Origin of the sequence: Notoacmeibacter marinus (assembly GCF_002238045.1) — a bacterium.
GTDB lineage: Bacteria > Pseudomonadota > Alphaproteobacteria > Rhizobiales > Rhizobiaceae > Notoacmeibacter > Notoacmeibacter marinus.
Genome location: NZ_NBYO01000001.1, coordinates 465,477 through 478,144, shown reverse-complemented (window position 1 = coordinate 478,144; position 12,668 = coordinate 465,477). Strand labels below are relative to the sequence as shown.

Below are 12,668 nucleotides of genomic sequence, written 5' to 3'. Positions count from 1 at the left end.
GCGGGCGCTGCGGCCAGATGACGATTGGGAAACTACTCCGCCGCCATCGGTGAGGGGGCCTCGTCCCGATCGGCCAGTTCGACGGACGCGATGGCATTGCCGCGTCGGCTGAGCTTTCCGACGGCCCGCGCCAGTGCATCGACATCCTTCTGGCTGTGACCGAAATGCGACTGCAGCTTTGCGATCAGCGCATCGACCGCGCCGATCTCCTCCATCAGCGCGGCAACTTCGGCCTGTATGCGGTGCGCCTCCCGGGCCATGGCCTCGTCGCGTCGCATGGAATGGACGATGCCGAGCGCCAGCATCAGCAGCGAGGGCGAGACAAGCATGACCCGCCGCCGCGAGGCCCGTTCGAGCACCGGGCCGAAATGCTCGTGCAGATCGGCGAAAACGCTTTCGGACGGCACGAAGAGAAAGGCGAAATCCTGCGTTTCGCCGGGCTGCACATATTTCTCGCCGACGGCATCGATATGGACGGCCATATCGCGACGAAAGCGTTTCCGGGCGGCGTCGCGGGCAAGGTCGTCATCCGCTTCCCCCATGGTGCGCCAGGCCTCCAGCGGAAATTTCGCGTCGATCACGAGCGGCGGGGCTCCCCCCGGTAGCCGGACTAGCGCGTCGGGGCGAACGCCCGACGGAAGTTTTGTCTGCAGGTCGAACGTGCCGACCGGCAGCGCATCGTGCAAAATGGCTTCCATCCGCCGCTCGCCGAACAGGCCACGGGTCTGCTTGTCGGTGAGGATGGCCTGCAGCCCCATCATCTCGCCGGCCAGTTCGCCAATATTGCGCTGGGCGCTGTCGATGACGGCCAGCCGTTCGGACAATTCGGTCAGATTGGTTTGTGTAGCGCGGTTCTGCCGTGTCAGGCTTTCACCCAGGCGGCCCGACAGGTGTTCCAGCCGCCGTGCAAGGCGGGCATCGAATGCCTCCTGCCGTTCACCCAGATGATCGGCCAGCGCGCCGAGCCGGCCCGCGAGCTCCGCCTGTTGCTGTTCGACCCGCGACAGGTTCTGCCGGCCAGCCGTGAACCGACCGATCAGAAGCGCAACGATGAGGAGCACACCAACGGCCATCCACAGCGGAAGCGTCAGGCCGAACGGCAGCATGATCGGCATCGACAGGGAAAGTCCGGTTTCCATGCATCGAGAGTGCCAGACTCGTCCGCGCTCGGCAAGAACAGATCAGAAACATTCTTGCCGAACCCTTACGCATCGATGAGTTGACATCACGCGTGCCCTGCGTAGAAACCGCCGCATGACTGGCTCCAAGCGTCCCCTCGTCGTTCTTCCCGATCCGATCCTCCGGCAGGTCTCCAGACCCGTCGAGCAGATCAACGATGATGTGCGCAAACTCGCTGACGATATGCTGGCGACGATGTATGAGGCGCCCGGTATCGGCCTGGCAGCCATCCAGATCGCTGAGCCGATCCGACTCATCACCATCGACCTTGCCAAGGAAGACGACGAGCCCGATCCTCACATCTTCGTCAATCCAAGGATTGTCGCACTGGGCGACGAGCCGGGCACCTACGAAGAGGGCTGTCTGTCGATCCCGGATTATTTCGCCGAAGTCGAACGCCCGGCGACGGTGACGGTCGAATATCGCGATCTGGAAGGCGAAAAGCAGACGATCGAGGCGGACGGGCTGATGGCGACGTGCCTGCAGCACGAGATCGACCATCTCGACGGCGTGCTGTTCATCGATCATATCTCGCGGTTGAAGCGCGATATGGTGATCAAGAAGTTCAAGAAGCTGGCGAAGGAACGCGGCGGCACGCGCCTTCTCTGACCGCAACCCTTAGCGAGCCGAACAGCCATGGCGCTTTCCATCATTTTCATGGGCACACCGGATTTCTCCGTGCCGACCTTGCGTGCCTTGCATGAGGCCAGCCACGATATTCGTGCCGTCTATACCCAGCCGCCGCGCCCAGCCGGTCGGCGCGGTCTCGAACTGACGCCATCGCCCGTGCACCGCGTCGCCGAAGAACTTGGCCTTCCCGTGCGCCATCCGGTCAGCTTGAAGGGTACGGACGAGCAGCAGGCCTTTGCTGCGCTGAATGCCGATGTCGCCGTGGTCGTCGCCTATGGGCTGCTGCTGCCGCAGCCGATCCTCGATGCACCGCGCCACGGCTGCTTCAACGGTCATGCTTCCGCCCTGCCGCGCTGGCGTGGCGCGGCGCCCATCCAGCGGGCCCTCATGGCCGGCGATACCGAAACGGCGATGATGGTGATGAAGATGGAGGCCGGTCTCGATACCGGCCCGGTGGCTATGGAAACCCGCATTCCGATTGGCGACGATATGAACGCCGGAGACCTGCACGACCGGCTGGCCGAAGCGGGCGCGCTGCTGATGGTGGACGCGATGGCCGCTCTGGAAGCCGGCACGTTGACGCTCACCGAGCAACCGGCCGAGGGTGTGACCTACGCCAGAAAGATCGACAAAAGCGAAACCCGCATCGACTGGACGGCGACCGCGCAGGGAGTTCACGATCACATTCGCGGCCTTGCGCCCTTTCCCGGCGCCTGGTGCGAGATGGAGATCGGTGGCAAGGCCGAGCGCGTGAAGGTCTTGAAAGCCTCTCCGGTCGCGGCCGACGGCGATGAGGATGCCGCACCGGGCACGGTCGTGGCCGAACCGCTGACTGTCGCCTGCGGTCGTGGCTCTGTCGCCTTGGAGCGTTTGCAGAAGGCCGGCGGCAAACCGCTCGACGTCGAGGATTTCGTGCGCGGCAGTCCGGTCTCTGTCGGCGACCGCTTTCCATGACGGATCGCCAGACGACGCAGCGCTACCGCGCGACGGTCGAATATGACGGCACGCCCTATAAGGGGTTTCAACGCCAGGCCAATGGTCACACCGTCCAGCAGGCCATCGAAGAGGCGATCCTGAAGTTTTCTGGCGTCGATCTGCGTCTGACGGCGGCCGGGCGAACCGATACCGGCGTTCATGCGCTGGCGCAGGTCATCCATTTCGACCTTCCCGTCGGTGGCCGTCGCTCGCCCTTCCGCGTGATGGAGGCCATCAACGCGCTGCTGGTTCAGGCTGACGAGCGCATCGCCCTGTTGGACTGCGAAACGGCTTCCGACACGTTCTCGGCACGCTTTTCGGCGACCGGCCGTCGCTATCTCTACCGGATCGTCAATCGTCGCGCGCCACTGACGGTGGAGCGTGAGCGCGCTTGGTGGGTGCGCAAGGGCGAACTGGATGTCGAGCAGATGAACGCGGCAGCAAAGCGCCTGCTCGGCACCCATGATTTCACGACGTTTCGCGCCGCCGACTGCCAGGCGAAATCGCCGATCAGAACGCTGGACGAATTATGGGCCGAGCGGATCGATGCGCAGGAGATCCATATCCATGCGGCGGCCCGGTCCTTCCTGCATAACCAAGTCCGCTCGCTGGCCGGTTCGCTGAAGCTTGTGGGGGAGGGAAAATGGTCCGCCGACGATCTTCAGGACGCTCTGGAAGCGCAGGACCGCAAGGCCTGCGGCCCGGTAGCGCCGGCTTGCGGCCTCTATCTATCTTCGGTCGCTTACCCGTCGAACGCGCGCTAAGGATTAATCGAGCGGCAGGCCGAGCAGGGAAGCGGCGACATAGCCGCTTAATATGCCTGTCAGAAAACTGACCAGAACGAAGGCAGCCGCCTGTCCGCCGCTGACGCCTAGAACGGCCCGGAGCAGCCGCCAGTAAAGCGTACACGTCACCACCAGAATGGTGAGAATGATGAGCATGTCGAATTCGGTGGCGGTCGGTGCGAAGATCCGGCCGATACCGATGGGCAGCGCGATGAAGGCGAAAATGGCCCCCGCCCAGTTGGTGGCGATGATGAAGGCAGGGTATCGCGATCCGAGGCCCAGCATCGTCAGAAGCGGAGCGAAGACGGCAAGCGGCAAAAGCCAGCTCACCAGGTCGGCCATTGCCAGCCCGGAGACGAGGCGGATCATCTGATCCGCTGTCGCGCCCTGGCCGAGCACGAGCCGCGACGTTCCCACCCAGCCGATCGCAAGCGAAGGCGCTGCGACCACGATGGCGTAGAACGATCGCTTGACCCCTGACGATGACAGGTCCATCTGGCCGAGCAGGCCGGACTGCATCGTCCTCATCATCAGCCAGACAGTCTGAAGCTGGTGTGCAGTCACCTCTTTCACCGATCGCTCTCCAAACCGAACCAGCCCGCAATGAAACGCTCATATATGGCGGTCAGCCTTTCCAGATCGGCCAGCGGAACCCGTTCGTCGATTTTATGCATCGTCTGACCGACCAGCCCGAATTCGACGACGGGGCAATGGTCCTTGATGAACCGCGCATCGGACGTTCCGCCCGAAGTGGAAAGCTCCGGCGTTCGGCCGGTCACGGTCTCGACTGCCTTGGCGAGCGTTCCGACGAGTTTTTCGTCATGCGTGACGAAGACTTCGGACACGCGCGGCGCCCATTTCACCGACCAGTCGATAGGCGCATCGCCGGGCCGGGCCGCATTAGCGGCGGCGGTCGCTAAACGCTTTTCGATCTCGGCAACAAGCGTCGCGGCCGACCAGTGATCATTGAAGCGGACATTGAAGACAGCGTTTGCTTCCGCCGGAATGACATTCGTTGCCGGATTGCCGACATCGATGGTGGTGATTTCGAGATTGGAGGGTTGAAAGCGTTCCGAACCCTCATCGAGCGGCGGGTTCATCAGGGCGTCCAGCATGGGCACGAGCGCGCGGATCGGATTGTCGGCCAGATGCGGATAGGCGACGTGTCCCTGCGTACCGTGCACGGTCAACCTGCCGGTATGGCTGCCGCGCCGGCCGATCTTGATCATGTCGCCAACGGCGTTCGGGTTGGTCGGCTCGCCGACAAGGCAGGCGTCGAAGCGCACATCGTGCTCCGAGAGCCATTGCAGCACGCGGAGCGTCCCATCGAGTGCCGGGCCTTCTTCATCGCCGGTGATCAGAAGGCTGACGCGGCCTGGAAGGGGACCGTTCGTTTCGACGCAGCGCGCATAGGCGGCCAGAAAGGCGGCAATGCCCCCCTTCATGTCGACCGCACCGCGTCCGACCATCGCACCATCGCGAATGACCGCGTCGAAAGGCGGCGACGACCAGGCGTTCTCATCGCCAGGCGGCACCACATCGGTATGGCCGGCAAAGAGAAGGTGCGGGCCGTCCGTCCCGATTGTGGCGTAGAGATTGTCGATCCGCGGCTGGCCGTCTGTCTGAAACGGCAGTCGTTTTACATCGAAGGCGTGCTGCTCGAGAACGGCCTGCACCAGATCCAGCGCACCGGCCTCGTCCGGCGTAACGGACGGGCACCGGATCAGGGCGGAAAGAAGGGCAATGGGATCTGATGGTTTTATCGGCATTGGCTCTAGCTACGCGCAGTGCCAGTGCCTCGCAAGAGCTTCTGCCACAGGTGTTGCGGGCGGGGCGTTCGGGAGAAAAAAATTTTTCCAACAGCTGGAACCAATCGTCCAATTGCGCAACCGCCCCATTTTGGTCCGATTGATTGCTTAGGTGCTCTGGCCAGCGGCGCACCTCTCTATTGATGGCGCGCGCGAATGTCAGAGCGATATTGATACGCTTTAATGCAGCCGCTGGTTGCTGCACCCTTGTCGGCACAGGCCGGATCGGGATAAAACAGACAGAGTTTCGTGAGACGGCTGGCGCGCATGGGGGCGCGAGGTCGTATCGGGGGAGAAAAGGCGGACCGCATGGTGGGGCATGCGGCCCGCCTTTTCGCTTTCGGCGTCCCCTAAAAAGACTTGGCGCGCGGGTCGGGACCGTATCGGTTGGGACCGTCCGTGCCGCGGATGAAGCCGAGATAAACAATGGCGCCGATGCCAATCAGCAGATTGAGAACGCCGAACAGAGCGGACGGCATATTGTCGCCGGTTTGCACGTCCATTCCCGCATAGCCCAGAGCGGACAGCAGGACGCTAGCCGCGAAGAAGCCCACCAGCCACCACGCCGAACGGTTCAGATCGTGAAGGCGTCGCGCCGAGACGGCCAGTGAAATGATGAAGACGACGATGTTGAGTGCGATCATGACGATTGCAATGAGCCCGCCTCCGAAGAGCGTAGCGGTGGAGGTCGGCTGACCGTCGCCTAGAAAAACGCTGCCGACGCCAGCGAAGACACCGACGGCAAGCCCGACGACGACGCTGACGCCGATGATGAAAAGCTGCGTCAGCCAGAAGGTCTTTCGCGACGCCCGGCCGGTAAAACGAAAAAGATTGCGGAACATCGTTCAGTTCTCTTGATCGATCATGCGTGGAGAGGGTGGACGAGCCCTTCGCTGTCAGTCAATCAGTCGCGCAGCAAATCGTTGATCGATGTCTTGCTGCGGGTCTGTTCGTCCACCTTCTTGACGATCACCGCGCAATAGAGGCTCGGGCCGTAATCCTTGCCGGGCAGCGCCTTGCCGGGCATCGAGCCGGACACGACGACCGAATAGGGCGGCACTTCGCCCATATGGATTTCGCCGGTCTCGCGGTCGACGATCTTGGTGGACTTGCCGATATAGACGCCCATGCCGAGCACCGCGCCTTCGCGGACGATGCAGCCCTCGACCACCTCGGAGCGCGCGCCGATGAAGCAATTGTCCTCGATGATGGTCGGGCCGGCCTGGAGCGGCTCCAGCACACCGCCGATTCCGACACCGCCGGACAGATGCACGTTCTTGCCGATCTGCGCGCAGGAACCGACGGTCGACCAGGTGTCGACCATGGTGCCTTCATCGACATAGGCGCCCAGATTGACGAAGGACGGCATCAGCACCACGCCCTTGCCGATATGGGCGGAGTGGCGGACGATAGCGCCCGGAACCGCGCGAAATCCGCCGCGCTCGAATTCCTGAGCGCCCCAGGCGTCGAACTTGCTCGGCACCTTGTCCCACCATTTCGCGTCGTCCGGCCCGCCAGAGATAATCTCCATCGGATTGAGTCGGAACGACAGCAGCACGGCCTTCTTCAGCCATTGATGAACGGTCCATTGGCCGTTTTCCCCGCGCGATGCGACGCGGGCATGGCCCTTGTCGAGCAGGTTCAGCGCCTCGCCGACCGCATCGCGCACTTCGCCCTTGGTTGCGGCCGTGACGCCGTCTCGCTCGTCGAATGCGTTTTCGATGATGCGTTCCAGCGCATCGCGATCATGGCTTGCCATGGTCAATGTCTCCGCTTGACTATTGAGGCGCTGGCCCTGCACCAAGGCAAGTGAAACCAGCTCGGGAAAATCGGGCGGACCCTATGCGAAAGCGCTTTACGCGGTCAATCCGCAAAGGCCGCTGCGCCAAGAGCGTCATTGTGGAGAAAGGCAGACTGCATGAACGACAAGACCGACGTGCCGCACGCAACCGTCAGGAAGGTGATGAGCGGGCGGAAACGCGATGGGTGGAACCCGCTGCCGCATTCCAGCGAGGATCTGCCCCGCGCGCGCAGCGTGCCGTCCACGCCGCAGACCGAAGCGCCGGCCTATCGTCTCGCCTGGGCGGACGAGGATTTCATGACGCAGCGCGATCTGCGGCCCGTACGCCTGCAACTCGAACTGCTGAAGCCTGAAATGCTGCTGACCGAATACGGGATAGCCTCCACCGTCATCATGTTCGGCGGCGCGCGTATTCCCGAGCCGGGCGGTGAGGCATGGGCGGCGAAGAACGAGACCCAGAAGAAGAATCTGACCGAACTGTCGGTGATCTATGCCGAAGCGCGTCGGTTCGCCCAGCTTTGCTCCGAACATGCGCGGCTGTCCGACTTTCAGGAGTTCGTCGTCGTGACCGGCGGCGGTCCGGGCGTGATGGAGGCGGGCAATCGCGGCGCGCACGATGTCGGTGCGCCGTCCATCGGCCTCAACATCGTCCTGCCGCACGAACAGGCGCCGAACGTCTATGTCACGCCGGATCTCTGCTTCAATTTCCACTATTTCGCGATCCGCAAAATGCACTTCATCATGCGGGCCAAGGCCGTCACCGTGTTCCCGGGCGGGTTCGGCACGATGGACGAGGTGTTCGAGACGCTGACCTTGATCCAGACTGGCCGGATGGAGCGCGTGCCGGTCATTCTTTTCGGAAAGTCCTTCTGGGAAAAGGCGATCAATACGCAGTTCCTGGCGGAGCAGGGCACGATCTCACCGGACGATCCCGACCTCATCACCTATGTCGATACCGCCGATGAAGCATGGGCGGAAATCGTGCGCTTCTATAAACTTGACGAGACGGAAAACGGCGACGAATGATGGTTGCAGATGGAACCAGCCAATAGACGGTTCCGTTATTCGTCAAACACGATGAGACATTGAGGGCAGAACATGTCGACCACGTCCAGCGACGACGAGATGATGCGCGAAAACCAGCGCAAGGATCGCAACAACGATGCATCCGACATCCACAAGCTGAAGAAGCCGCTGAAGGAAGACGGCCGCTTTAAGTCTGACGACGAATCGGTGGCCAAGGCGCATAGGAAAAGCGCCTCTCTCGCGGAATATGCCGAACACGACCCGCGCCGCCGCGCCTGATAGAAGCGCCGGCCTTGTAATGCGGACACCGAGGGCGATGCAGTGTTCGGCCTGACGTGACGGATCAGAGCGCGGCGGCGAGCTGCGTCAGAAACGCGCCGAGATCGGATGTCACAAAATCGATCTCGCCGCCTTTCTCGTTTTCCCAATCCTGCTTGAACTTCGGCTGTTGCGGTGCTTCGACGAGCACCGTCACCATGCCGAGCGCTTTCGGTACCGTGAGATTGCGCGCCATATCTTCGAACATCGCGGCCTTTCGGGGATGAACCCCGTGCGCTGCCAGAAACGCATCGTAGGGCGCCTGGCCCGGCTTCGGCGCCATATCGGCGGCGACAATGTCGAAAATATCGTCGAAGTGGTCGAGAATGCCGAGCGCCCGTGCCGTGCGTTCGGCATGGGGCCGGTCGCCATTGGTGAAAATGAAGCGCCGACCCGGCAGCGCCTCGATCGCTTTGCCGAGAGCGAGGTCCGGCGTCAGCGGCGAATAATCGATATCGTGAACGAAGGCGAGAAAGTCGTCGGCATCGACATTATGGCGTTCGATCAGGCCGCGAAGCGTTGTGCCATGCTCCCGATAGAGCGCTTTCTGAACGCGGAACGCCTCATCCCTGTCGACGTTTAGATAGTCGGCTATCCATTGCGTCATGCGGCTGTCGATCTGGCTGAACAGATCGGCCGAGGCGGGATAGAGCGTGTTGTCGAGGTCGAAAACCCATTCGGTGACATGGGCGAAGGCGGGCGCGAGCGAATCCATCGGCGCTATATGTGACAGATCGCCCGTCGGGACCAGCCCTTGCATGGCGCGCTTCCGGCGGCCATAGCAGATCATGCCTATCTGGATCGTTATCACCGTCGGCAGCGCGTTCCTGCAGAACATCCGCTCGTCCCTGCAAAAATATCTGAAGGGGCGGATGGGCACGACCGGCGCGACCTTCGTGCGCTTTGGCTTCGGCCTCCCGGTCGCCGCGACGCTCTACGCGCTTCTGCGCCTTGTCGGCCACGCCGCGCCCTCGCCGAATATGACGTTCCTCGGCTGGGTGGTTGTCGCGGCCATGGCGCAGATCATTGCCCAGGCGCTGCTGGTCCATCTGTTCTCCTATCGGAACTTCGCGGTCGGCACGGCCTATAGCCGGACGGAGCCGGCCCAGGCCGCGCTCTTTGGCATTCTGTTTCTGGGCGAAGGATTCGGCCCGGGTGGATGGGCGGCCGTCGCTCTCACAGTCTTCGGTGTGATGCTCATTTCGCTGGCGCGATCCGCCTTCACCATTGGCGGCCTTGTGACGGGGCTGTTTACACCGACGGCCGGCATCGGTCTGGCATCTGGTCTCTTCTTCGGCGTCGCCGCCGTCGGCTACCGTGCCGCTTCGCTCAGCATTGAGCCGTCCTTGCCGAGCCCCGATTTCATGATCCAGGCCTCGTTCGTCCTGCTGTGGGCCATCGCCCTTCAGACTGTGACAATGGCGATCTGGATGGCGCTGCGCGAGCGCCACGAATTTGCCGCCGTGGCGCGAGCCTGGAAACCGTCCATGCTGGTGGGGCTTGTCGGGGCCCTGGCGAGCTTCGGCTGGTTCGCGGCGATGACCCTTCAGCAGGCGGCGCTGGTAAAGTCTCTCGCGCAGATCGAGATGCTGTTCACATTCGCCTCGACCGTCCTGATCTTCCGCGAGCGCGTTACCGCGCGCGAGGTGATCGGCTGCATCTTCATCGTCACCGGCATCGTCGTGCTTCTGATAACGCGGTAGGCCTACGGCACGATCAGCGTACCTGCGCCATGCGAGGTGAGAAGTTCGAGCAGGACGGAGTGCGCCGCCTTGCCGTTGACGATCACGACGCCCTGCACGCCCCGTTCGATGGCGTGGATGCAGGTTTCGATCTTCGGGATCATGCCGCCGGTGACAACGCCGTTTTCGATCAGCTCGCGGCACTCGGCGACTGTCAGTTCCTCGATCAGCTGGCCATCGGCGTCCAGAACGCCCGGCACGTCGGTCAGGAAGAGCAGCCGCTCCGCTTCCAGCGAGCCGGCAATGGCGCCGGCGAACGTGTCGGCATTGATGTTGTAGGTATGGCCGTCCCGGCCTGGCGCCACCGGTGCGATGACCGGGATCATCTCGGACTGGGCCAGAAGATCGAGCAATGTGCGGTCGACTTCCACCGGCTCGCCGACGAAACCGAGATCGAGCACGCGTTCGATATTGCTGTCGGGATCACGCACGGTTTTCTTCGCCTTTTCGGCAAAGACCATATTGCCGTCCTTGCCGCAAAGGCCGATCGCCCATTCGCCTTCTGCATTGATCATGCGGACGATGTCCTTGTTGATCGAACCGGCCAGCACCATTTCGACGATCTCGACCGTCCGCTTGTCGGTGACGCGCAGCCCGCCTTCGAACCGGCTTTCAATGCCCATCGTCTTGAGCATGCGGGCGATCTGCGGGCCCCCGCCATGAACCACGACCGGGTTGATGCCGCTCTGCTTCAGAAGCGCCACATCGCGGGCGAAGGCCTGGCCGAGCTGTTCGTCGCCCATGGCGTGACCGCCATATTTCACCACGACCGTCTTGTTCTCGTAGCGCTGCATGTAAGGCAGCGCCTGCGCCAGAAGGTGCGCCTGTTCCTCTGCGTTTTTGAGATCGGAAAGAGTCATGGAAATACGTCCGTTGGGGGGAATGGTCGGTCGCGGTTTCTAGCGAGCCGCTGGAAACTAGGCAAGCAGGCGAAGGAAAACCGACTTCTGCGTCAATCCGGTCTTGATTTGGCTTTGCTTTGCCCGATTTTCGTGCGTTAGTTCGAACAGGGTAGGAGAAAGCGATCGTGACGGCAGAGCTGACATCTGAAGAGGTGGCAAAGCTGATCGTCCGTGTATCGCTCAAGGATCGTCAGGCCTTCGACCGCCTCTACGCGGCGATATCTCCGAAACTCTTTGCCATTTGCATCCGTATTCTGAAGGACCGCGCCGAGGCGGAGGAAGCATTGCAGGAGGTCTTTGTCCGGATCTGGACACGGGCAGACCGCTTTGCGATCTCCTCCCAACATGCGGTCGGCTGGCTCTGTACGGTGGCCCGCAATCATTCGATCGATCGGATCCGCGCGCGCCGCGCGCCGACCAAGGACATCGAAGCGGCCTTCGACATAGCCAGCGACGAACTGGATCCCGAACGGCTGGCCGTTCTCTCATCGGAGGGCGACCGGATCGACGAATGCATGGACGAGCTCGAAGTCGATCGTGCACAGGCCGTTCGTAGCGCGTATGTTGACGGCGCGAGCTACGCCGAATTGGCGGATCGTTTCGACGTGCCGCTGAACACGATGAGGACCTGGCTGCGGCGCAGCCTGTTGAAGTTGAGGCATTGCCTGGAAGCATGAGCCGGCAGACCGACCAGGACTGGAACGACGCTTTTGGCGACCCGCGCGCCGCGGAATATGTGCTCGGCACATTGTCCGCAGACGAGCGTGCGGCCTTCGTCGAAGCGATGGAGCACGACCGCGCGCTGGCCGATATGGCCGATGCATGGGCGGCCCGCCTGTCCGCCATGAATTCGGTTTACGGCGAGATCGATCCTCCGACATCGGTCAAGGCGTCCGTCGATCGCCGCCTTTTCCAGGCCGCCGGCGGCTCCGTCGCGACATCTCACCGTCGATCCGGTCGCTGGCTGCCCTTTATTGGCGGGTTGGTCAGCGGTCTGGCGGTGGCCTCGCTCGCGCTTCTTACCGTGCCTCTGGCGCAATTCTGGCCAGCTGATCGTCCGGCAGAGGTTGCGGAACAGACGCCCGAAACCGAACTAGTCGAGGAAGCGGGACGCATGGTCGCGTCGCTCGAGCCGCACGATAGCGACACCGGCTATGTCGCGCTTTGGGAAGGTCGATCCAGCACGCTCAACTTCACGCGCATCTCCGGTGGCGCTCCGAACAGGGGCGTCTACGAGATCTGGGTCATCCATGATGGCGCCGATCCGGTTTCCCTTGGTGTCCTGCCGGAAGACGATGTCGCCCACATGGTCATGCCGAAGGCCCATGCCGACCTCATGACCAACGACGCGACCCTGGCGGTGAGCCACGAGCCGAGCGGCGGCTCGCCGACCGGTCTGCCAACCGGTCCGGTCATCGCCACCGGACCCGTCCACGGCATCTGAAACAAATTTCGAAAATAATCCGAAACTCTTTTCCGGCTCCTCCCGTCTCTGGTTGCGA

At 62.5% G+C, this 12,668-nt stretch carries 15 protein-coding genes; 8 read left to right on the top strand and 7 right to left on the bottom strand.

What is annotated here, in order from left to right; translation table 11 throughout:
• Positions 1-32: 32 nt before the first annotated feature.
• Positions 33-1,139 (bottom strand): DNA recombination protein RmuC, encoded by a 1,107-nt coding sequence (locus tag B7H23_RS02185; RefSeq protein ID WP_094075755.1) that lies wholly within the window; start codon positions 1,137-1,139, stop codon positions 33-35.
• A 115-nt stretch (positions 1,140-1,254) separates the two neighbouring features.
• Between B7H23_RS02185 and def the strand changes: the two genes are divergently transcribed.
• From def to truA, 3 genes are read left to right on the top strand one after another with little or no spacing between them, the layout of a single operon-like run.
• Complete coding sequence (gene def / locus B7H23_RS02180; RefSeq protein ID WP_094075754.1) at positions 1,255-1,788, top strand: peptide deformylase; 534 nt, start codon at positions 1,255-1,257, stop codon at positions 1,786-1,788.
• Positions 1,789-1,815: 27 nt separating this feature from the next.
• Complete coding sequence (gene fmt / locus B7H23_RS02175; protein ID WP_094075753.1) at positions 1,816-2,763, top strand: methionyl-tRNA formyltransferase; 948 nt, start codon at positions 1,816-1,818, stop codon at positions 2,761-2,763.
• Positions 2,760-3,548, top strand: coding sequence for a tRNA pseudouridine(38-40) synthase TruA (gene truA / locus B7H23_RS02170; RefSeq protein WP_094075752.1), 789 nt, complete (start codon positions 2,760-2,762; stop codon positions 3,546-3,548). Before fmt ends, truA begins: the two co-directional genes overlap by 4 nt.
• A 3-nt stretch (positions 3,549-3,551) precedes the next feature.
• Here truA and B7H23_RS02165 read toward each other — a convergent pair whose 3' ends face one another.
• From B7H23_RS02165 to dapD, 4 genes are all read right to left on the bottom strand, one after another.
• A complete protein-coding gene (locus tag B7H23_RS02165) occupies positions 3,552-4,142 on the bottom strand; it encodes a hypothetical protein (protein ID WP_094075751.1) in 591 nt (196 codons plus the stop codon).
• Positions 4,139-5,338, bottom strand: a complete 1,200-nt coding sequence (gene dapE / locus B7H23_RS02160; protein ID WP_420814456.1) for a succinyl-diaminopimelate desuccinylase — start codon at positions 5,336-5,338, stop codon at positions 4,139-4,141. Before dapE ends, B7H23_RS02165 begins: the two co-directional genes overlap by 4 nt.
• A 389-nt stretch (positions 5,339-5,727) precedes the next feature.
• The gene (locus B7H23_RS02155; RefSeq protein ID WP_094075750.1) at positions 5,728-6,219 is read right to left on the bottom strand and encodes a DUF805 domain-containing protein; all 492 of its coding nucleotides are present in this window, start codon (positions 6,217-6,219) and stop codon (positions 5,728-5,730) included.
• A gap of 62 nt (positions 6,220-6,281) precedes the next feature.
• The gene (gene dapD / locus B7H23_RS02150; protein WP_094075749.1) at positions 6,282-7,136 is read right to left on the bottom strand and encodes a 2,3,4,5-tetrahydropyridine-2,6-dicarboxylate N-succinyltransferase; all 855 of its coding nucleotides are present in this window, start codon (positions 7,134-7,136) and stop codon (positions 6,282-6,284) included.
• Between the two features lie 204 nt (positions 7,137-7,340).
• On the opposite strand from dapD, the gene B7H23_RS02145 reads away from it, so the two are divergent.
• Both B7H23_RS02145 and B7H23_RS02140 read left to right on the top strand, forming a co-directional pair.
• Positions 7,341-8,204, top strand: a complete 864-nt coding sequence (locus tag B7H23_RS02145; RefSeq protein ID WP_094076816.1) for an LOG family protein — start codon at positions 7,341-7,343, stop codon at positions 8,202-8,204.
• Between the two features lie 72 nt (positions 8,205-8,276).
• On the top strand, positions 8,277-8,483 hold the full coding sequence (locus B7H23_RS02140; protein WP_094075748.1) for a hypothetical protein: 207 nt from the start codon (positions 8,277-8,279) through the stop codon (positions 8,481-8,483).
• A 64-nt stretch (positions 8,484-8,547) separates the two neighbouring features.
• Here the strand turns inward: B7H23_RS02140 and B7H23_RS02135 are convergent, their stop codons facing one another.
• The gene (locus tag B7H23_RS02135; RefSeq protein WP_094076815.1) at positions 8,548-9,237 is read right to left on the bottom strand and encodes a pyrimidine 5'-nucleotidase; all 690 of its coding nucleotides are present in this window, start codon (positions 9,235-9,237) and stop codon (positions 8,548-8,550) included.
• Positions 9,238-9,310: 73 nt separating this feature from the next.
• On the opposite strand from B7H23_RS02135, the gene B7H23_RS02130 reads away from it, so the two are divergent.
• On the top strand, positions 9,311-10,225 hold the full coding sequence (locus B7H23_RS02130) for a DMT family transporter (RefSeq protein WP_094075747.1): 915 nt from the start codon (positions 9,311-9,313) through the stop codon (positions 10,223-10,225).
• A gap of 2 nt (positions 10,226-10,227) precedes the next feature.
• Here B7H23_RS02130 and argB read toward each other — a convergent pair whose 3' ends face one another.
• A complete protein-coding gene (gene argB / locus B7H23_RS02125) occupies positions 10,228-11,124 on the bottom strand; it encodes an acetylglutamate kinase (protein ID WP_094075746.1) in 897 nt (298 codons plus the stop codon).
• Between the two features lie 179 nt (positions 11,125-11,303).
• On the opposite strand from argB, the gene B7H23_RS02120 reads away from it, so the two are divergent.
• Together B7H23_RS02120 and B7H23_RS02115 are read left to right on the top strand one after the other, a co-directional pair.
• Entirely contained in the window at positions 11,304-11,843 is a 540-nt protein-coding gene (locus tag B7H23_RS02120) for a sigma-70 family RNA polymerase sigma factor (protein ID WP_094076814.1), read from the top strand.
• Positions 11,840-12,610 (top strand): anti-sigma factor, encoded by a 771-nt coding sequence (locus B7H23_RS02115; RefSeq protein WP_094075745.1) that lies wholly within the window; start codon positions 11,840-11,842, stop codon positions 12,608-12,610. The genes B7H23_RS02120 and B7H23_RS02115 overlap by 4 nt, the downstream gene beginning before the upstream one ends.
• The last annotated feature ends 58 nt before the right edge of the window (positions 12,611-12,668 follow it).